This window comes from Paenibacillus curdlanolyticus YK9 (assembly GCF_000179615.1).
Taxonomy (GTDB): domain Bacteria; phylum Bacillota; class Bacilli; order Paenibacillales; family Paenibacillaceae; genus Paenibacillus_T; species Paenibacillus_T curdlanolyticus.
Map to the genome: position 1 here is coordinate 147,213 of NZ_AEDD01000005.1, position 20,278 is coordinate 167,490.

The 20,278-nt window shown below is 51.6% G+C and carries 22 protein-coding genes; 1 reads left to right on the forward strand and 21 read right to left on the reverse strand.

The genetic code is table 11. From position 1 onward, the window contains the following. Positions 1-89: 89 nt before the first annotated feature. From PAECUDRAFT_RS10840 to PAECUDRAFT_RS10905, 16 genes are all read right to left on the reverse strand, one after another. Positions 90-368, reverse strand: a complete 279-nt coding sequence (locus PAECUDRAFT_RS10840; protein WP_006038138.1) for an RNA-binding S4 domain-containing protein — start codon at positions 366-368, stop codon at positions 90-92. A 3-nt stretch (positions 369-371) separates the two neighbouring features. After that, positions 372-644 (reverse strand): HU family DNA-binding protein, encoded by a 273-nt coding sequence (locus tag PAECUDRAFT_RS10845; protein WP_006038139.1) that lies wholly within the window; start codon positions 642-644, stop codon positions 372-374. A 195-nt stretch (positions 645-839) separates the two neighbouring features. Then, positions 840-2,384: a bifunctional methyltransferase/pyrophosphohydrolase YabN gene (gene yabN, locus PAECUDRAFT_RS10850; RefSeq protein WP_006038140.1), complete on the reverse strand. Its 1,545-nt coding sequence runs from the start codon at positions 2,382-2,384 to the stop codon at positions 840-842. A 30-nt stretch (positions 2,385-2,414) separates the two neighbouring features. Beyond that, positions 2,415-4,217 (reverse strand): oligosaccharide flippase family protein, encoded by a 1,803-nt coding sequence (locus PAECUDRAFT_RS10855; RefSeq protein WP_040712148.1) that lies wholly within the window; start codon positions 4,215-4,217, stop codon positions 2,415-2,417. 114 nt (positions 4,218-4,331) lie between these two features. Continuing rightward, the gene (locus tag PAECUDRAFT_RS10860; protein ID WP_006038142.1) at positions 4,332-4,766 is read right to left on the reverse strand and encodes a hypothetical protein; all 435 of its coding nucleotides are present in this window, start codon (positions 4,764-4,766) and stop codon (positions 4,332-4,334) included. Continuing rightward, on the reverse strand, positions 4,759-5,262 hold the full coding sequence (locus PAECUDRAFT_RS10865) for a MauE/DoxX family redox-associated membrane protein (RefSeq protein WP_006038143.1): 504 nt from the start codon (positions 5,260-5,262) through the stop codon (positions 4,759-4,761). The genes PAECUDRAFT_RS10860 and PAECUDRAFT_RS10865 overlap by 8 nt, the downstream gene beginning before the upstream one ends. A 27-nt stretch (positions 5,263-5,289) precedes the next feature. Further along, positions 5,290-5,691 carry a DUF6941 family protein gene (locus tag PAECUDRAFT_RS10870; protein ID WP_006038144.1) on the reverse strand — a complete coding sequence of 134 codons (402 nt, stop codon included), beginning with the start codon at positions 5,689-5,691 and terminating at the stop codon, positions 5,290-5,292. Further along, the gene (locus PAECUDRAFT_RS10875; protein ID WP_006038145.1) at positions 5,691-6,134 is read right to left on the reverse strand and encodes a peroxiredoxin family protein; all 444 of its coding nucleotides are present in this window, start codon (positions 6,132-6,134) and stop codon (positions 5,691-5,693) included. The genes PAECUDRAFT_RS10870 and PAECUDRAFT_RS10875 overlap by 1 nt, the downstream gene beginning before the upstream one ends. Further along, positions 6,135-7,901 carry an ABC transporter ATP-binding protein gene (locus PAECUDRAFT_RS10880; protein ID WP_006038146.1) on the reverse strand — a complete coding sequence of 589 codons (1,767 nt, stop codon included), beginning with the start codon at positions 7,899-7,901 and terminating at the stop codon, positions 6,135-6,137. Beyond that, positions 7,891-8,373 (reverse strand): hypothetical protein, encoded by a 483-nt coding sequence (locus tag PAECUDRAFT_RS10885; RefSeq protein ID WP_006038147.1) that lies wholly within the window; start codon positions 8,371-8,373, stop codon positions 7,891-7,893. Before PAECUDRAFT_RS10885 ends, PAECUDRAFT_RS10880 begins: the two co-directional genes overlap by 11 nt. Before the next feature lie 95 nt (positions 8,374-8,468). Then, positions 8,469-8,672 carry a hypothetical protein gene (locus PAECUDRAFT_RS25240; RefSeq protein ID WP_006038148.1) on the reverse strand — a complete coding sequence of 68 codons (204 nt, stop codon included), beginning with the start codon at positions 8,670-8,672 and terminating at the stop codon, positions 8,469-8,471. 86 nt (positions 8,673-8,758) lie between these two features. Then, positions 8,759-8,962, reverse strand: coding sequence for a hypothetical protein (locus PAECUDRAFT_RS25245; RefSeq protein ID WP_006038148.1), 204 nt, complete (start codon positions 8,960-8,962; stop codon positions 8,759-8,761). A gap of 85 nt (positions 8,963-9,047) precedes the next feature. Then, positions 9,048-11,810 carry an ABC transporter permease gene (locus PAECUDRAFT_RS10890; RefSeq protein WP_006038149.1) on the reverse strand — a complete coding sequence of 921 codons (2,763 nt, stop codon included), beginning with the start codon at positions 11,808-11,810 and terminating at the stop codon, positions 9,048-9,050. Then, positions 11,803-12,504, reverse strand: a complete 702-nt coding sequence (locus PAECUDRAFT_RS10895) for an ABC transporter ATP-binding protein (protein WP_006038150.1) — start codon at positions 12,502-12,504, stop codon at positions 11,803-11,805. The genes PAECUDRAFT_RS10890 and PAECUDRAFT_RS10895 overlap by 8 nt, the downstream gene beginning before the upstream one ends. A gap of 171 nt (positions 12,505-12,675) precedes the next feature. After that, a complete protein-coding gene (locus PAECUDRAFT_RS24620; RefSeq protein ID WP_006038151.1) occupies positions 12,676-13,983 on the reverse strand; it encodes a sensor histidine kinase in 1,308 nt (435 codons plus the stop codon). After that, positions 13,983-14,678 (reverse strand): response regulator transcription factor, encoded by a 696-nt coding sequence (locus PAECUDRAFT_RS10905; RefSeq protein WP_006038152.1) that lies wholly within the window; start codon positions 14,676-14,678, stop codon positions 13,983-13,985. Before PAECUDRAFT_RS10905 ends, PAECUDRAFT_RS24620 begins: the two co-directional genes overlap by 1 nt. A 289-nt stretch (positions 14,679-14,967) precedes the next feature. On the opposite strand from PAECUDRAFT_RS10905, the gene PAECUDRAFT_RS10910 reads away from it, so the two are divergent. Beyond that, positions 14,968-15,699, forward strand: coding sequence for a metal-dependent hydrolase (locus PAECUDRAFT_RS10910; RefSeq protein WP_006038153.1), 732 nt, complete (start codon positions 14,968-14,970; stop codon positions 15,697-15,699). Positions 15,700-15,778: 79 nt separating this feature from the next. Here PAECUDRAFT_RS10910 and spoVT read toward each other — a convergent pair whose 3' ends face one another. The 5 genes from spoVT to PAECUDRAFT_RS10935 all read right to left on the reverse strand — a co-directional run bounded on the left by spoVT (position 15,779) and on the right by PAECUDRAFT_RS10935 (position 20,263). Further along, positions 15,779-16,321, reverse strand: coding sequence for a stage V sporulation protein T (gene spoVT, locus PAECUDRAFT_RS10915; RefSeq protein ID WP_040712150.1), 543 nt, complete (start codon positions 16,319-16,321; stop codon positions 15,779-15,781). A gap of 339 nt (positions 16,322-16,660) precedes the next feature. After that, positions 16,661-18,298, reverse strand: a complete 1,638-nt coding sequence (gene cbiQ / locus PAECUDRAFT_RS25250; RefSeq protein WP_006038155.1) for a cobalt ECF transporter T component CbiQ — start codon at positions 18,296-18,298, stop codon at positions 16,661-16,663. Beyond that, positions 18,258-18,611 carry a PDGLE domain-containing protein gene (locus PAECUDRAFT_RS10925; protein WP_006038156.1) on the reverse strand — a complete coding sequence of 118 codons (354 nt, stop codon included), beginning with the start codon at positions 18,609-18,611 and terminating at the stop codon, positions 18,258-18,260. Before PAECUDRAFT_RS10925 ends, cbiQ begins: the two co-directional genes overlap by 41 nt. After that, positions 18,583-19,242 carry an energy-coupling factor ABC transporter permease gene (locus tag PAECUDRAFT_RS10930; RefSeq protein WP_006038157.1) on the reverse strand — a complete coding sequence of 220 codons (660 nt, stop codon included), beginning with the start codon at positions 19,240-19,242 and terminating at the stop codon, positions 18,583-18,585. The genes PAECUDRAFT_RS10925 and PAECUDRAFT_RS10930 overlap by 29 nt, the downstream gene beginning before the upstream one ends. A gap of 184 nt (positions 19,243-19,426) precedes the next feature. Beyond that, a complete protein-coding gene (locus tag PAECUDRAFT_RS10935) occupies positions 19,427-20,263 on the reverse strand; it encodes an ABC transporter ATP-binding protein (protein WP_006038158.1) in 837 nt (278 codons plus the stop codon). Between the last annotated feature and the right edge of the window lie 15 nt (positions 20,264-20,278).

The window sequence follows — 20,278 nt, forward strand, 5'->3', positions numbered from 1 at the left end:
CGTACGGCATGCGGTGATGATCCGAGCAACAAAAAAAGACCGTTTTACCTGCCAGCACTGGAGCCGGTAGGCAAAACGGTCTTTTTGCATTAATCCCAGACTTTCTCGTCCGGTTGGCGTGTCTCTTCCTTCACCAAAGTATAGAGCTCGCCAGCCTCATCCTTACGGGTCGATTCGGCCAGCCGCTCAACGCGAACCGTTACCAGCTTCGTCCCATATTGAATCGTCAGCTCGTCTCCAAGCTTCACCGTACTGCTAGGCTTAGCCTCTCGGCCGTTCAGCCAGACGCGCCCCTGCTCGGATACGTCCTTCGCGACGGTGCGTCTCTTGATCAGCCTCGATACTTTGAGAAACTTGTCTAGACGCATAAATTACTTGATAGCATCCTTCAGCTTGTTGCCAGCTTTGAATGCAGGGACTTTGGATTCTGCGATCTCGATTGGGTTGCCCGTTTGCGGGTTGCGACCCGTACGGCCGGAACGCTTACGAGTTTCGAACGTGCCAAAACCGATGAGTTGTACTTTATCTCCGCTTGCGAGCGCGTCCGTTACTTCACCGAGGAAGCCATTGAGGACAGCCTCGACATCACGTTTCGTGAGACCGCTCTTCGTTGCGATGTTGTTAATCAAATCCGTCTTGTTCATTAGTAATTGCCTCCTATAGTTCGTCACTCAGAATCATAGAAATGGCCCCGGACGTCGATGCGTTGCGGGCGGTTGTTGCCGTTTGGCTCACTAGTATTTCTGCCTAATGCTAAATAAATCCTGCTAATTATTTAAAAAAATTTGCGAATCATGCAGAATAGCGCCGTTTTTTAGCGAATAGGGGCGAATAGAAAACTATTCTTGCCGCTTGGCTTCCTCCCAGAATCGGTCCATTTCTATTAAATCAGTTTGGTCAAAAGTTTTGCCTTCTATACGAAGCCTCTCCTCTATATAAGAGAATCTTCGTTTGAATTTCATATTCGTGCGAGCCAATGCTTCCTCCGGGTCTGCATCAACAAAACGCGCTGCGTTGACGACGGCGAACAGCAGGTCGCCCAGCTCGCCGATTTTCTCATCGTCGCTTCCACTGGACGCAGCTTCGCGCAGCTCGCCGAGCTCTTCTTCGATCTTGGCCAAAACTGGTCCTAGCTCGTCCCAGTCAAAGCCGACCTTCGCCGCCTTCTTCTGAATCTTGTACGCCGTCATCAGTGCCGGCAGATCGCGCGGAATGCCGTCGAGGACCGACTTGCGATCCTTGTCGGTGCCATTGCGCGCCTTCTCCTCCGCTTTCATCTGCTCCCAGTTGCCCAGCGCTTCTTCGCTGCTGTTGGCATTGCGGTCGCCGAATACATGCGGATGGCGGAAAATAAGCTTCTCATTGAGCGTCTGAATAACGTCGTACACGCTGAACGAACCGACTTCCTCTTCCATCTGGCTGTGCAGCATCACCTGCAAAATGACATCGCCGAACTCCTCGCGCATGCCGTCCGGATCGTCATTATCGAGCGCTTCAAGCGCTTCGTAGAGCTCTTCGATGAAGTTTTTGCGAATCGATTGATGCGTCTGCTCGCGGTCCCATGGGCAGCCCTCGGGACTGCGGAGAATCGAGACGATTTCATGCAACCGGTCGAAGGAGCGGTTGCGCAGCGACTCGTCCTCGGAACGCGGAATCCACACCAGTGACAGGTTGCCATAGCCATCGATTCGATCAAGCTCATACAGGGGAATACGAACAATCTGCTCTTCGCCTTGCACGCCGAGCGCGTGGCCGACGACGACCGGATAATCATCCGGGTACCGCTCCATCAGCGTCAACTTCAAGTCGGAGGCGGTAAACGCATCGTATACTTGGCCGATGACAGTATGCAGCTGCGGTTGAAGAAGCGACGGCTGAAGCTCCACCGCATCGAGCAGCTGGAACCCTTCGATCGGATCGAATCCGAGACGGACGAACGCCTGATCGAGGAAGCTTTCTCCGCCTAGAATCTCAAGCGCAACGCCCGCCTCCTCGCACCGCTCGCGCAGCAGCTGAACGGCACGCTCGGCGACCATCGGATGGCCCGGAACGGCATAAACGATGCCCGGGTTGGAGGAGATGGCAGCGTGCGTTGGCGCGGCCAGCCCTTCGGGCAGCTCGGAAATGGATGATGCTAATGCTAAGCTAACCAGCTCCGTGGCGATTGCCTCGTACACGTCTGGGAAATTGTCATGCTGTTCATAGAAGCGGTCAAACGATTCGTAAGCGATCTCGTTCTCCCGCAATAAAGCCATCATCGGGTGATGCTCCGTTCGAACGAACAAGCGCGAAGCATTTTGCAATCTGCGCCATACGCCGAGCGTCAGTTGATCCGCATCGCCGGAGCCAAGTCCGACCACGGTCAATCGGGACTGTGTCGCCATCGATTGTTCCTCCTCATCGTACCGGTGCCGCTATTCGCGCGGCTTCCGAAGTTCTTCGGGCTGCGGCGCCCGCGGGATCAGCCGCAGCCGCATCAGTCGGGCGGCGATCGCCTCGCCGCCCGGAAGCGCGCGCCACTGGCGCGCGTCCATTCCGCCGCAGCGCAGCAGCGCGGCGACGAACACGCAGGCGCCCACGGCTACGCCGATCAGCGCCTGCAGCGTTGCTGCCGCCCGCGGCGGCAGCCCATCGAGCGCGCGCATGCCGCGCTCGGTCACTACGAGCGCCGCGGCCATGCACGCGAGCGCGAAGCCAAGGCGCACCCCCGCAGCCGCAATCGCAGCGGCTGCGGGGGTGCCTGCGCTTGCGCCAGCTGCGCCATCGGGCGCAGCGGCGACTGCGGCGGCGCGGCGATGCGCGCCGCCATCGGCGCTCGCGCTAGCGAGCGCAGCGCGGGCTGCCCAAGCGGCAGCGAGGGCAGCGGCTGTGAGCGCGGCGAGGCCGGCAGCAGCTGCGCCGGCAATGCCGAAGCGCGGCACGAGCGCAGCGTTGAGCGCGGCCTTGGCTGCGGCGCCGGCGAAGAGCAGCAGCGTCGGCAGGCGAAGGCTGCCGCTGCCTTGAAGCACGGCTGCCGCCGCCGTCTGAACGGCGGCAGCCAGCGCCGTTACGCCGACGAGCGCGAATACGCCCGTCGCTTGGTCATCGGCGAACAGCATAACATTGATCGGCCTCGCAAGCAAGGCGATCCCTACCGCAGAAGCGCTGCCGAGCCACCATGCGGCACGCAGCGCAAAGCCGGCCTGCGCCCTTGCTTCCAGCCCATTTCCTTGCGACCGCGCAAGCGCAAGCGACGGCACGAGGGCCGAAGCGGCTGCGCCGCCCACCATCGCCACCAGCTGTACCAACGTCTGACCGCGCCCATACGCTCCAAACTGCGCCATCGCCTCTGCACTGGACAAGCCCGAGCCGATCAGCAGCCGAGGCACCATGAAGGCGTCCACAACCGCCACCATCGGCAAGGCAACAGCGCCAAGCGCCATCGGCAAAGTGAGCTTGCCGAGCGAACGCATCTCCGCCAAGAGCGGCGAAAGCCGCTTGGCACCCGCCTGTCCTTCTCCGGCCGCTTCCCTCTGCCCGCTAACGACCGCTTGGCGAGCCATCGCCCCGCTCCGTTGCCGGCCCCCATGCCGTTGGCTCCACGCCAGCAGCAGCAGCGCGCCTGCCGCGCCGGCGGCAGAGCCTGCCATCGCCCCCGCCGCTATGCCCGCATCTCCCCATGCCGAAGACATGCCCCACGTCAGCATCGCCGCCATAACGCCGACGCGCAGCGTTTGCTCCGCAACCTGCGATACGGCGGATGCCGGCATGTGATTCATGCCTTGCGCGTACCCTCGGAGCGCGGATAACACCGGCACAAACCACAGCGCCGCTGCCACCGAGCGTATGGCTCCTATCGTCTCTCTATCGCCGATAGCGCTAGCAAGCCACGGCGCACCGAGCCAGAGCAGCGCAAAGCCGGCCGCGCCGCTTGCGCCAAGCAGCCAAAGCGCCGCACGCCTCGCCTGCATCGCCCCTTCAGCATCTCCATCGGCAAGCCTTCTGGCGACGACGATGGCCACAGCCGGCGGCAATCCAGCTGTCGCTGCGACTAGCAGCAGCTGATAGAGCGGATAGACGGCATTATAAATGCCGAATACGCGGTCGCCCGCCAGGTTTTGCAGCGGTATTTTTTGCAATACGCCAATAAGCTTGGACACCATCATCGCCGCTGCCAATACAAGCGCGCCGCTCCACACCTTAGGACTCCGGTCCTTCTCTTCTATTATTGTCTTCATGGCGCTTATTCTTACCTTCCCGTTACGCGATATGGTGTATTATACCGCAGGAATGGGGCTCGGTAATCAAAAAAAGGTTCCGCCCGATTTGGCGAACCCTCTATCATGCCGACGCTAAGCGCTTGCCTTCTGGCTAAGATCTTCCCGCAGTACCTCTAGCATTTCCTTAATATAATATACCTTACCCTTCGAGCCCTTTACGAATATGCCCTCTTCTTGCTGAAAAGCTATAAGCCCATCTTGCTCATAACCATTAATAACGGAATGCCTGAACCATTTCTTCGCTTTCAGCTTGATCATCCACGGCTGGGAAAATAGAACAATATTATAAGAATACGCTGTTGCAACGCTTAGCAGCTTGTCCATTTCCTCAAATGCCGGATTCGTATGGTTCAGGACAATAACTTTATTTGACGAATGTCGAAGCTGCTCTCCAACCATTCCATCCAATCGCTCCATTAAGGATTTATGCCGCATATCCAGCATTAACTGCAGTCCCCGCGACGACACTAGAAGAACAATAATACTCATTACGCCGAATTCAAGCATCGTTCAAGCTCATCCTTTTTAGTGTTTTGATCACGAGCGCACTATCCAACGCAACCACGATTCCAATAGAGAGTGCAATATCGAACTTGGTGGCAGAAGAAGCTGCACCGTTGCTCAAATGAATGATTGTGCTTGCCATAATGATAACGATGAATGCCGCATTTCTCGTTAATGGGGCTTTATTTAACCAGCTTGCATCCCCAAAGCAGGTGCATGTCGCTTGCCCCTTCTCCTTACGCTTCCGATAGGTTACATAAGAAAATACGAGGAGCATTCCGATGCTTAGCAACGCTTTAGCGATGACCAGATAAGGCATCCAGAACAGGACGACGATTAATAGTTCTGCACCCAGCAATAGATAGGCCAACTGGCCCGCGATCGCCTTAAAGCCGTTATAGTAGGATACCACTTCATACTGCAGATTTTTCGTATTCTTTTGCTTCATATTAAACGAGATCAAGAAAATAAGAGCAATTAATACATCCAACATTCTCATATCCGAACACCTCGCTCTCCAGCATCCTTATTGGTGCTGCAGCATCAACGACTCCACTTGTACAGTTAATGGGTACTGCGCGACAACCTCATCATCCACCAGCAATTTGAAGTTATGAATACCCGGATCACAAAACACAACCCGATGATTAAAGCTAATATCGATCCCTGGAACTTGGTGAGTCCCCCGTTGGTTTCGAACCATACGCTTCTCTGTCGCCGTAACGACCTCGCCTTGTCCGTTGTACGCAATAATTTGGACAAAATGCTGCTGCGAAGACGATAAATAGGACAGCTTCGCCAGTGTAAACAGCGGGATGACATGCGGCACGGTTGGGATGGACAGCTGATTCATAACCGCACCGAGACGATGCGTCCCTTGCTCCGGCAAGAACTCCCCTTCATTGCATACGATCAAACTCGCTTCCATTACATTCCCTCCGCTAGTGGCATAATCGCTTGCATGATGAATTGAAAATCGTCTTTGGTATAAACGACCCCTTTATTCAAAACCGTTCCAGAAGCATCGACGATGAGTACATAAGGCAAGTAAGTTACATTAAACGTCTCTTCCATAAGCTCCGACTCTAGTGAGATAACAGGAAAATGCCATTCGAGAAATTCGGCCATTTCCTCATGGTCTTCATTGTCTCCCGTGGAGAATATTGCGGCATCTAAATCGTATTCGCTCACAATATCCGAAATGCTAGGGATAAAATCAATACAATGCGAACAATAAACCGATATAAAAAATATTGCCGTCGTTCTCGTGAAACCATTCAGTTCGACCGATTTGCCATCCCAGTTTGTAAAGGTAGCTTGAGGAACCGCTTGTCCCACCGGAATTCCTGTATCCTGCATACTTGTTGCCATTTATACAACCTCCTGCTCCGTTATGTGATACCACTCTTTTTGTTTCATCCACATGTCATAGTAATAACCGCGACGTTTGATCAGTTCATAGTGTGAACCCGTTTCCTTAATTTCTCCCCCGCTCATCATTACAATTTTGTCTGCCTTGCTTGCTATACTAATGCGGTGAGAAATGATGAAAAGTGTCTTCTCCTTGCTCATTGCAAGCAGTGTATTGAAAAATTCAAGCTCCGATAGCGGATCGATAGCCGATGTCGGCTCGTCAAATACGAGAAAATCGCTGTTCTTAAAAAAAGCTCGCGCCATTGCTAGTCGCTGCCACTGTCCCCCAGACAAATTGATGGCTTGCTCGTCCAAGTAACCCAGTTTTGCATGAATACCTGCATCCATCTTGGAAATATCCAGCCCTACCTTATTCAGCAGCTCCTGTATTCGCTTTTCATCATGGATATTGGCGACATCGCCCAGCCCGACATTCTCGGATACCGTTAACATATACCGAGTAAAGTCTTGAAACACTACGCTGGCATTTGCCCACAACGACTCAACCTCGACATCCTCTTGTGACTGGCCATCGTAGAAAACGGTACCCGCTGGCGCACGGTATAACCCGAGCAGCAGCTTCATCAGCGTTGACTTACCTGCTGCATTGTCTCCCAGAATAACGACCTTCTCGCCTTGTTTCACCGTCAAATTAATGTTTTGAAGGGCAGGTGTCGTTTGATTCGGGTATTGGAAGGTTAAATTTTTAACCTGTAGCAGCTGGTTGAATTGAAATGGCTTGCGTTCAGGAGCAGGCTCCCGTAGCGTGGCCGTCTCGTCATTGAAGGAGCCTATGTAACGCTGGTTTTCTTCGATTTTGCTTAACGTCAGAAAAATTCGTTTCGCACTGCTCTCAATTAAACTAAACATAAGCGGAATCGTTACATAATCGCCCATCGTCAGTTTACTGCCGAACACCATATAACATACCGTCAGAGAGACGAGCAGCAATGTGCCCGAGGATAACGCTTCTCCCAGAACGAATCCGTGCATGTTCGTTTTTTCAAGCTTCAACCGAACGGATTTGGAATCATGCTTTAGCCGTTCCCACTTGCCAATTAAGTATGAATAAGCCTTTAGAATCATTAATTCCTTCTGAGATTCACTTGAACAGAGGACTCCATATACATATTGCTGTTTATGATTCAGGCTGTTGAGTTCATGATTGAGACGGAGACGCTTCGGGATGTTCCGGATATCGAGCCATCCTCTCGCAACGGAGATGACCAGCGCCAGTACGCCAAGCACCCAATAGGAGCTTAATAGATAAAAGGTTGAAATACCCATTGTAAGAAACAGTTGAACCATCGTAATAAGACCATTTGTCGTTTCCAAGTATTTGCCTGAATAACTCTTCCACATGTCGACCATCTGTTGGAAGCGTGCATTTTCTTTGTCGAGAAGCGGTATGCGTTCAAGCAGCTTCATAATTTTCTTCTGGTGCTGAATATTGAAATTCTCAGAAGCCCTGACATCCATTATGGTCTTGTATGATTGCATCAACATGAACGCCACTTGCAGTGTAAAGGTAATTACGATCGCAGTGATGGCTAACTTCCTATCCTGGTCCCCAATTGCATTGACGATATATTTGGATAGAATAATATTGGCATTGGATTGGAGAGACAATAAAATGACCAGTGCAAGTCCCGTGATAAGATACACCTTGTTCGATCGATAAACGGTACCTACAATTGCCTTAATCGTCTTCCACCTAGCGCGCATATGTAACCTTAATCAGCGGCTGCACGATTCGCTTAATCGAAGCATCGGAATTGAATAGTCCGCAAGCCACTGCCTGTCCAGCGCTATTAAGGCCAATTACACAAGGATATAACGAAAAATTAAGCTGCTTTTGCATGACGGCTGCGTCACAGCGGTATGTCTCCAATGAAGCGAACCTTGTCTGGATTTCTTCAAACCTCTCGGCGTTGCTCTCGAAAAATAAAACATACCGGAAATCAGGAAACTCAGCGACGAACAACTCCACCGCCTCGAGATCGCATGCTTTGCAGAATGCACTCATGACGAACAAAATAACAGGCTGTTGATTGCCAGGTTTGAACCATGGAATATTAATTGTTCTGGATTTATCTAACGCCAGAGTTCGGGGGAAATCATAACCAATCTCAAACACGTTAACGTCTCTCGTCTTAAGGAATTTGCGATGCAGCAGACTATCCATTTTTTTTAGCATGGTATCCTCCGATAATACGTTTTTACGTTCATCATTATTAACACCCTACCTCTCGGGAGCGGAGGCCGAGAACATCCCGGCCCCCTCCCTCTAGGTTAGCAGCAGCCGCTGTAGCTTGTCTCACGGTAGTAGTCGCCTACTGGATTGTTACCTACATCCGTTACACATTTGTCATAGATTTGCGTGTACGAGGAGTTGCCTCCCCAGAACGGGACGTAAGGATGGCAATCGCGAGCGGACGTGCAACCGGAATCTCCATAAGCGGTACCTGCGGAATGGCTGTTAGCTGGGCATGACATAATAAATGACCTCCAATAATTTTTTGAATTTTTAGTTTTTTAAGCGATGTATGCTGTAGCGCCTAATCTTTCAACAACTTCAGCGATTAGCAGCAGCCGCTATAGCTAGTCTCACGGTAGTAGTCACCTACCGGGTTGTTACCTACATCCGTTACACATTTGTCATAGATTTGCGTGTACGATGAGTTGCCTCCCCAGAACGGGACGTAAGGATGGCAATCGCGAGCGGACGTGCAACCGGAATCTCCATAAGCGGTACCTGCGGAATGGCTGTTAGCTGGGCATGACATAATAAATGACCTCCAAAATTTAATTTTTTATATGGTATATCGGCCCCGGGTGTGATGTCTGGGCTGCGGCCGTTATAACTGATTTTTACGTTGATTCCCGCATAGCTTCACCAGGCTTGATAGCAAGCACCCTTCTAGATGGGAACCAATTGATAACCGCGGATAGGATGCTAACTCCCACCACTATGGTGATTACGGCACCTATTGGATACTTGTACGGCACTTCCTGTAGATGAGCAGAAATCGCGCTTAGCCTGATGATTCGAAGATACATGTACCCGCCTGTCGAGCCAAGTATGGTCCCGATGAGCGTCCCTATTGCACTTATGAAGAAGCCTTCGAGCAAGAACATTTGAATAAGAAGCTTGTTCGAGAGGCCGATACACCTTAACATAGCGATTTGCTTGGCACGGATCTGTACAGCACGAATCTGAATGATCGCTAGCCCACAGATCGCAATCAGCGCCGTAAAGCTCATGAACCCAATAAATACATGAATGATTTGTTGGTTCATGAAGTTTTTCGCTCCGTTTTGAAGATACGGAATGGCACTGTTTTTAATGCCCTGATTAAGCAGACCCTCTTCGACAGCTTGTGCCTTCTCAAGGTTCTGGTAATCAAAGTTTAACAATAGATAACCTTCATACTTGTACTCTGTATTCATATATCCATACGGCCTAAGGCCGTCGAACACACCTGGACTAACAAACGTCGCGTTGTACAACTGGTTGGACAGTTTACTTTCCACATTCCCTTTGGCAAATCCAATGACAGTAAGCGTCTTCTTGGTCACTGGTTTTAAGCTCTCCGAGTCTCCCCGAATTTTATGTTCGTACACAGGGAATGTAACGGTTTGACCAACCTGATAAGCACGTTTATCAATTCGATTTAGGGTTACAGTGGAATCAACCATAAATCGTTCATCCAAAATGACAACTGAATTGTCACGGCTTACTGCTTCCCATGCCTCTCGATCGTTAGCATAAGCCTTAGCCCTTGCAACGAGGGGCAGCTCGCCTTCGTTAACCAACTGCTCCGTTACAGGTACTACCGTATTCGGAAGTGTCGGTCTCTCTCCCATCACAAGCTGATAAGTTTCCAGATTCAAAACACTCGATATGGATGAAATTAAGTCTGGATCGCGCTCAATAGCATGAAGGAATCGTTGTTTTTCTTTGTCCGTCTTATAAGGTATCTGACCGCCGTAGCCCATAATCGACTGATTAGTCTTGTTCACATCGTTATATTGGCTCTGGCTAGTCGTAATAATGATGGTCGAAGTAATGACCAATACGATGAGACTGAATAACAAAGATACAATGTAGGTTTGCTTCAGCTCCTGCTTTGGATAACGAGAGGCCATGAAAAATGCGGCGTCAGACCAGCCAAACCGTTTCATTACTACACCCACAGCGCTCATCCAGTATGTAATAGACCGGATGGCCAAGTGCACCAGAGAGAAGCATGCGAGCAACCAGATCAAGTCCACCCATATAAACAAGGGGCTTTGCAGCAAATTAACGCCCGTTTCCGTATTGGCATAGTAAAGATGAAGCGCCAGAATAATTATCGCGGCAATCACTACGGTGCCACTTATTCCTTTTCTCCATTTGCGCCGTGGTGCGGTTGCAGCTGTTCTCCCTAGCAGCTTTAGAATCCCTTGCTTGCCAACTATCCATGCCGCAATAAGCGTTACTGCGAGCTGGAAGAACATAATCGTACCGAATGCCTCAAGTGTAGAAACCCAAGAGAAGTAAGGCTTAATTGGAACCGCATATCCAGATACACGCTGAAGCATTTCGCCATATTGTGAATAGTACAGCTTAATTAACCCTAACCCTCCGCTAACACCAAGCACTGTCCCTACGCTTGCTTGCAGCAGCGTTAGTATCATCGATTCTGTTAAGAAAATGCCGCGGGTTTGATTGCGTGATAATCCGAGCGCACGTAGAATTCCATAGTTTTCTGAACGTGACTTGGACTGCATAATTAACAGCTGAACAAGGAGCAGCAAACCCGCAATAATGGCCACGCTGGCAAGCAGAATAAAGATGATTCCGTAAGAGCTCCTCAAATCTTGAATTTTATTGGAAGCATCATTCTTCGTGCTTTCCACGAGGTAGTTTAATTTGGCTTGAGGAATGGGGTACACGCCATTGGTTGAGTTGGATTGTAGTCCCCCAACTAGAACGGAAGTAAACTGATCCGCCGTTATTCCGTTTAGCTGCCTCGCCTTGTCTAACCTAATAATTACGGTGCCTTCATTCGTTCCTTGACGATATCCGGTTAACCCCTGCTCCTTGGCAATATGCACACGAAACAGTTGGGGAGCCCCTCCCTTATCGGTCAATTGTATAATTTGTTCATTCGTAATGTCATAATGTTCTGCCGTCGCCTGATCCATAATGAGATCATCTTCCTTGAGCGGCGTAGCCCATAATGATTGCTGTGGCTCTAGCACTGCTGCACGATCGGTATCCATTCCGATTAACTGCAAGTGCGGGATTAGGCTGGGGTTCGAACCGTCCACAAGCTTCGCTTCGACGTCGGAGCGAACGATGGGAAGCAGGTTATATGGCATGTTATGCAATGGTTTTTCCATCTCGGCTATCTGTTGGTTAGAAAATAGATCTCCATGAACTCCATCGGGTAGCAGCTCCCAATCAATAGATCCATAATGCGCCTCGATATATTGATCCCCGCTCTGAACAAGCGAGTAGTAGAACGAGAAGGATAAACCGATTAGAATCGCACCGATGCTGCCGCCGAGAATCGCAATGAGTGTCTGTTTCCACTGCCTGCGCAGATAGAGGATAGACATCTTCCATACAAGGCTTGATCTAAGCATGGCGGAATGCACCCACCTCCTTTTCAACACCACCCGTTACTCGTCCATTGCTCATCACGATTGTGCGCATTGTCGCTTTAGCAACGTTAGGGTCATGCGTAACGATAACGATCGTCGTATTTAGCGTCTGGTTCAGCATCCCGAGAAGTCCAATGATTTGTGCTGACGATTCGGTATCCAATGCCCCTGTCGGCTCATCGGCCCAGATGACACTTGGCTGGCCAGCTATTGCACGTGCGATCGCAACCCGTTGATTTTGTCCGCCTGAGAGCTCCGAGGGCAACCTGTCCAACTTGTCGCCGAGACCAACTTGCTGTAACGCCGATTCAGCCTTCTCCTTAGCGGTCTTCTTCGACTCGCCTCGCGCAAGAATCGGAACCATTGCATTTTCTAATGCGGACAGAACTGGGATGAGATGGTATGCCTGAAAAATGAATCCCATATGCTTTAAACGAAATTCCGAAAGCTTCTTATCATTCAATCCATGAATCGGCGTGTTGTCGATCCAGATCTCTCCGGAATCTATTCGATCGATACCGGACAACACTTGCAGCAGCGTCGTTTTTCCAGATCCGGAAGCCCCCATAATCGAAACCATTTCACCGCGTTCAATGGAGAAGCTGACATCCTTCAACGCCTTCACTGCTGCGTTCCCTACCCCGTGCGTCTTGCACAACTGCTGTACGGTTATCATATCGAAGCGCTCCTTCTTGATCGTTGTCGTTGTTTATCTGACACGCTTATCATAACAAAAGGTTTTGAAGATTTTATCGGCTAATCCTGCAGATCTTGTGCAGATTATACGCGCAATATAAAAAATCTGCCATTTAATCAGCCTCAGGGCTGGCAAAATGGCAGCTGCATATTACTCCTTAAATACCGGTATCGTGATTCGGAAGATAGTCCCCACATTCCATTGACTCTCTACGCTAATTGTTCCTTTATGTGCATACACGATGCCTCTCGTGATGGCGAGCCCCAGTCCCATGCCACGGAAGCCGCTATGCCGATCCGTGTTTGAGCTACGATAGAACCTTTCGAATATATAAGGCAGCTCTTCTTCCTCAATGCCCACGCCGTTATCCTCAATCTCGACAACAAAATTCGCTCCCTCCTGCGAGTGGCGCACTTCAATAATTCCCCTACTGTGTCGAATTGCGTTACCGAGCAGGTTAATTAAAACCTGCTGAACTCGATCCGGGTCAACATAAACGGATACATTCTTACTAAGATTATGAAACGTCATTGTCTGCGTATCTTCCACACCCGGCAGCAAAGAATCCACCGTCGCCTCAATCAGTGAATCAATGGATATCCATGATTTACGCAATGCCAAGTTGCCCGTCTCTGACAACGATAATTGCTGTAAATCCTGAACTAGCTTCGACATCCGATAGAGCTCTTCAAGAATGCTACACGCTTGTTCAATAGAAATCGCCGTATTCGTCTCCAACGCACCTTCAATGACGAGCCGCATAACGCTAATTGGCGTTCTTAGCTCATGCGAGATGTCTGCAACCATTCTCCTTCTTACCGTTTCCAGCTTGTGGATGTGATTTCCAACCTCTGTTAGTCGACTCCGCAACACTTCATTATGAATAGTATGTATGGAGGTTGGATCAAATTCCGTCTCAGGCTCTTGCAGCTTCCCCAGTACATACGTTAGCTGCTGCTGCTGAATCCAGCTACGCTTCGCATATCTATATAACAATGAGAAAGCGAGTAGGAACACGATGCATATAACGAGCAGCGAAACCCATAATGCCGCACCATAAACCGATTGGGATGTCCACGCCAGATCGAAGTAACCTACAATCTTACCCTGAACGAGAATAGGTTCATGCAACGCCTTGAACGTTTGGTCAACTGAAGGAAGGTCATAATTAAAAATCTGGTGCCCCGTGATGTCGATCAAATTAAAACTTACAATATGAACTGCATCGGCCCCAATCATACCAGCTTCAAATTGATCTTGAATGTTATTCCAATTACCAACCGCAAAATAATAGGCATATAGATAATTACGCCAGAGGTCGACCAGTACGGTATGTTCCTTGACCTGTTCATGATGCTTCAAATATAGCAGCAGTACGAATACAACCACACCAGCCAACGAAGCAATGATCCCCGCAAGGAGTAAAGATCGTGCAATTACTTTTCGGTACTCATTCATTATCGGGGCTCACCAAATTTATAACCGACCGCATAGACAGTCAGAATATATTCGAAATTATTCGGATCGGCTTCGATCTTCTTCCGTAGGTTACGGATATGCGAATCGAGCGTCCGTTCATAGCCAAAGTACGACTCCCCCATCGAGGACTCTATCAATTGGCTGCGCGTAAATACCCGCCCAGGATAAGAGGCCATGGCCAGGAGCAAATTATACTCTGTCGCCGTCAGTGATACCCGCTCCCCTCGGAGCCGCACCTCATGCTTATCTGTATCAATTGTTAGCTCGTTAAATGACAGCACTTGGCTTGAACTTGTCTCAACTGGCGCCTTCCGGCTTCGCCGTAGCACAGTCCGAATACGTGCAATCAACTCACGCATTCCAAAGGGCTTCGGAATATAATCATCGGCCCCAATTTCCAATGCTAATACTTTATCGAACTCATCGGTTCTTGCTGTCACCATAATGACCGGGATGCCAATCGTATTCACAACCCACTTGCATGCATCCAGCCCCGAAACGTCGGGAAGCATCCAGTCAAGGATGACGATATCAGCTACCCCCTCCATCAATAATTCCTTTGCCTCTTCAAAAGAATGAAAGCCTTGGACAGCAAAACCCTCTTTCTGAAGAATGGCCTTGCCCTCTTCTAATATCTTGACTTCGTCTTCTACCCAAATGATTGAATCTGACAAAACAAGGTCCACCTCCTACAACGTTTGTATATTAAAGTCATTTTTTGTATATTCTCTACTCGCTTCTATTCTCCTGTGAACGAGAGATTTTTTGTTCAATTCAGCAACCATAAATAGATAATAATACCATATTGCTTTATTCTGTATATTATAGATGCAATGTAATCAACCATCTAGTTTTCATAAGGTGACCCCGCAACAAACCAAACATATGTTTGCACAACATGCCAAATTGCTCTACAATAATTACGAATCTATTACTCCCAAAATCAGAAAGGCGGTGCGCCGTTTGAAGGGCTCCTCGCATCTTGTCATCAGCACCGGCGTCTCACTGGCCGTCACCGCGCTATTGCACACTTCGCTGACGCCCGCAGCCGCTGCTGCGGCTGTGGTTGGCAGCCTGCTGCCCGATCTCGACGAGCCCAACGGCTTGCTCGCCAATCGGACATTCCCGAAGCCGGCGATCCGCGCGCTGCAGATTGTCCTGCTGCTTGCCGCTGCAGCTGCCGTCTGGTTCACGCGCACGCAGTACCCGTGGAATTGGGGCGCGGGCGCCGTTATCAGCCTTTCCGCCTTCGCATCCACGCGCTGGCTGCGGCAGCTGCTGATGCTTATTACTGGCGGCGCCTTAACAATCGGCGGCGTCCTTTATGACCCGCGTTTTGCCGCGGCCGGACTGACGCTGGTCGTATGCGCGCTTGTTCCGCATCGCGGCTTCACGCATACGTTGTATGCAACAGGGCTATGGACGTTCGCCCTCTATTGGATGGCGAAGGACAATCCAGGCGTCTGGCTAGCCGGCGGACTATCGTACTTGCTCCACCTTCTCGCCGATGCCTTGTCCAAGCGAGGCGTTCAGCTTCTGCCCCCGCTGCCGTGGAAGCTCTGCATTCCGCTCATGCGGTCGGGCAAATCCAGCGCAGCCGTAGTCGAGACAGCAGCAATCGGCCTGACCTTCATCCTCCTCTGGATCGTATTCGTTCAGATGGGCCAGTGGCGGTTGTGGACGTTAGCCCCATGACGAACAGCCCTCCGTTTCAAGCGCCATAAGCGCTTGCGACGAGAGGGCTGTTTATGTGTTTGTCGCGCAAGGACAGCGGCTACTGCTCCATCTGCTTCGCCAAAAAACCAGCTGCTGTTTCCGCCATCTTTTGTTCCATCTGCGCCATCTTCAAGCCCTCTTCCTTCGAGAGCAGCACCACCGTGCCGATCGGATCGCCGCCGGCGATAATCGGAGCCGACACGAAGGAGGCGAATGGCTCGCTTACGTCCTTGATGAGCTCATAAGAGCCGCCGGTGGTTTCGATGATGGTCTTGCGATTTTCCATGCAATTTTCCAAAATAGAGCCGACTGCTTTATCCAGAAACTCCTTCTTGGACGCGCCGGCGACGGCAATGACGGTATCCCGGTCGGAGATAATCGTCACATGCCCTGTGCTTTCGGACAGTGATTCGGCGTACTCTTTGGCAAAATCGCCGAGCTCGCCAATCGGGGAATACTTCTTCAAGATGACCTCGCCATCGCGATCCACGAAAATCTCCAGCGGATCGCCTTCGCGGATACGAAGCGTTCTCCGGATTTCCTTCGGGATTACTACACGGCCAAGATCGTCGATGCGACGCACAATACCAGTTGCTTTCATGTCTTGTTGCCCCACTTTCCCTGAAGATTTTAAGTCCACTGGATACCTGCCGCCGGTTATCGCATTGTGAAGGAGGTTGCTTAGCAGCGAATCGGCGTGGATTAATCCTGCCGTCCGCTTTGTTTGTAGCCCTATAAGCGTTGTAGACTGCCGCGTGATTCGTACGCCCGCTTATATTGAAGAAGGGATGTTTGTTTGGAACTTGACCATAGTATTCATCCCCTCCCATTTTCTTATACGCTAACCCTGATGACGAACATGGAGGAAACAAATTCCGCTGCCGCCAACGTTCCGCGCTGCACTGGCAGCCGGATTTCTGGTCAACATTGGGCTGCGCTCTTATCCTTCCCTTTGCCGTGTTTCTCCATCCATTCTTTTGGACGAACGCGCTAACGTCCCATCCGGCCCCCGCATAATAAGCTGCCAAATCGCCTGCGCTGCATCACGAACCGTGCGAGGACGCGTCTCGGCTGCATCCTGCAGGAGCCGAAATGGACGCACAAGCCGCGGCAGATGAAGATCCGCTTGCTCCAGAAGCAGGTCATCGAATAATAGCTCCGTTGAACCCGAAGCGAGCAGCCTCCCGTCCTTCAGCACAATCACATCCGTCGCCCACTCTGCGGCAAAATCCACATCATGCGTCGCTACGATAAGCGTCAAGCCGCTTTCATGCATTCGCTCCAGCAGCGCCTGCAGATCGTCGCGACTCTTCGGATCAAGGAACGCCATCGGCTCGTCTAGAATAACGACCTCCGGCCGCATCGCGAGCACGCCTGCAATGGCAACGCGCCGCTTTTGCCCATAGCTCAGCTCGAAGGGAGAACGGCTGCGCAGCTCACTCATCCCTACAGCGCGCAGCGCTTCAGTTACGCGATCCTGCACCATCTGTTCGTCCAGCCCGAGATTGCGCGGCCCAAAAGCAACATCCTCCTCGACCGTAGTCGAAAAAATTTGATCATCCGGGTCCTGATACACAACGCCGATTCGCTGGCGCAGCAGCAAGGCGTTCTCCCTCGTCATTCGCTCGCCGAATACAGATACTTCCCCCGTTGCCGGCTGCTCCAATCCGTTAAGCAGTGAAATGAGCGTCGATTTGCCCGCGCCATTGGGTCCCATGAGAACGACTTTCGCCCCCTGTCCAATCGAGAACGTTAAGCCGCGCAGCGCTTGAATTCGCCCATATTGATACGTTACCCCGCGTACATCAATTGCCATTCCCAAGCCCCCCTGTCCGATCGGCTGACGCCGTCCTCTCCCTGTAAGCCCGGCGCCAAATCCGCCTCTCGCCGTTATAGACTGATAAATTCTGGAGCTGCGCGCGTAAGCCCGAATAAACAGGACGCCAAGCAGCTCGCCAAACCGTTTGTACGTACTGCGTGACCATAACCACCCGTCCAGACGCAGGCCCCGCGAACGCTGCGCCTTCACCATTCCTTGCGCCTCTTCCTTCAATAATACGAGGTAACGCAGCATGAGCCCGATAATTTCGAGCAGCACGGCGGGAATGCCGATCGCCCGCAGGCTTCTGATCAATTGAAACAACGGCGTAGACAGCAGCAGGTAGGTAATAAGCAGGTTCGCGTTAACGACCTTAAGCAACAGCACGATCGAATGGCGCATCCCCTCCTCCGTCGCAACCCAGCCGAACAAACGAAACAGCTCCGTCCCTCCTTCGGCATGCTGAAACGGCACGAATACGATCGCGCCAAGCGCGAATGGAACGATGAGCAGCAATCGGCGCAAAATTTGGAGCAGCGGCAGTCCACCCAGCAGCATGCCAAATAAAAAACAACCTGCTGCTCCCATGAGAGCCGCAGGATGTCGGAAAAACATCATTGTCGCTAATAAGCCTAATACGGCAAGAAGCCGTTTCGTTGCCCGGCCAGCCGATTTCTCTGGCGGAGTCATTTGCTCGGTGCCCACTGCTCCGTCATGTTCAGCGCTGGACGCCATCCACTTCAGTTGATCCTGATTCATGTCGATCCCCTCCACCTCGCGCCAATGAGCGGGTTAATCCCCACAGCACGGCCGCCATGATCGCAATGCCTAGTACGCCTGCCAGCCCTATGCGAACAGCTGACCAAGGAATGCCCGCAACTTCGTAGTCCGGAACTAACGCGAGCCGGTTGACAGCGTCTGCCTGATGCAGAAAGCCATGATCCTCCGCCACCCGCTCCAGCCCATCCGGAGAGGACGATGCCCAGGGCGACAGCAATCCCGCTACTGCGACCGTAATGATCCCCATCACGATCCATCTGCGCTTATGCCCGGTGACTCGTAATTCGCTCATGCGCGATCCCTCCCCGTGCCGTTAGTGCGCTTCGCTCCATCAAATAGCCCGTCACAAGCATGGTAATGGTTCCTTCGCCAATGCCGATCAGCATATGCCAGCCGACCATCGCTTTCAACGCGGTTGCCAGCTCGAACGTACCGGACGCCGCCAACAAAACAGATACCCCTGCCGAAGCCGCAACGATTGACGTCCATGCCGCCAGCCAAGTAATGAGAGAACGACCTTTCCCTTTAAACGCCCGAATACCTGTCATGTATATGCCATATCCGACAAAGCTGCCGATAAATCCGGTGCACAAAATGTTTGCGCCGAGCACCGTGATGCCGCCATCCTGAAATACGACGGCTTGCACGATCAGCACCGCAGCCATAACAATCGTCGCGATCCATGGCCCGAACAGGATTGCAGTCATCGTTCCGCCGAGAAAATGGCCTGAGGTTGCGCCGGCAATCGGAAAATTAATCATCTGTGCAGCGAATACGAATGCGCCAATCAGTGCGATTAACGGAATTTGCTTCGGTTCCATCGCAAGCCGCGTTCTGCGTAAGCTGTAACCGACAGCGCCCGCCCCAGCAATCGTTGTCGTTATCCACGTCTTTGCATCTAGAAACCCGTCCGGAATATGCATATACGCCCCACTTTCATGTAAGGTTATCTAACATACGTTATTTCCATTATCGGGTATCCTCACTTATTCGTCAAGCCATTAACAAACGTAATCTCAGGATGCCGATTCACTCTTTTTGTTAAGCCAAGCTTATGAAAAAAACCGGACACCGCATGGCAAACAAGCGGTTCCGGTCGGATTAGACCTAATCATGCTTGAGAAGCTGCGCCAGCTCGCGCTTCAGCTTCAGGAAGCCCGGCGTCTCTCGCACATCAGCCGTGCGCTCATTCGGAAGCTCCACCTGAAACTCCCGAATGATGCGGCCCGGATTGGCCCCCATGACCACAATCCGTTGGGACAGGAAGATCGCTTCGTCGATATCGTGAGTGATGAACAATACCGTCGTCTTCTCCCTCTCCCACACCTCCAGCAGCATCTCCTGCATCTCAAGCTTCGTCTGCGCATCCAATGCGCCGAACGGCTCATCCATGAGCAGCACCTTCGGTCGATTGGCGAGCGCCCTTGCAATGGCAACCCGCTGCTTCATGCCGCCTGACAGCTGCTTCGGGTAAGACTTCGCGAACGATTCCAGCCGAATGATTTTCAGCCAGTGGCTCGATAGGCCTCGACGCACCAGTGTAGGGACGCCTTTGAGCTTCGGCCCATATTCAATATTTTCTCGAACCGTCAGCCAAGGAAAAAGCGTATAGCCTTGGAACACCATGCCGCGATCAGCGCCCGGCCCGATGATCGCATCGCCATCGACGGTCAGCTCCCCGCCTGTCGGATCCTCCAGGCCCGCAACGATGCGCAGCAGCGTGGATTTGCCACAGCCCGACGGCCCTAGGATGGTCAGAAATTCATTTTCCGCAATCGTCAGATCAATATCGCGAAGTGCCTCGAACTGTGTTTTTGCAGATGCGTAAACCTTCTGCAGTCCGCGAATTTCAATTCGGCCTTGGCCTTGACCAGCAGCCACCCCCTCTGTCCGCTCATTAACCGGTGCCATTGCTGCGTTCTGCTCATTCCGTACAGGCTGCATCGCCCTCGCCTCCTA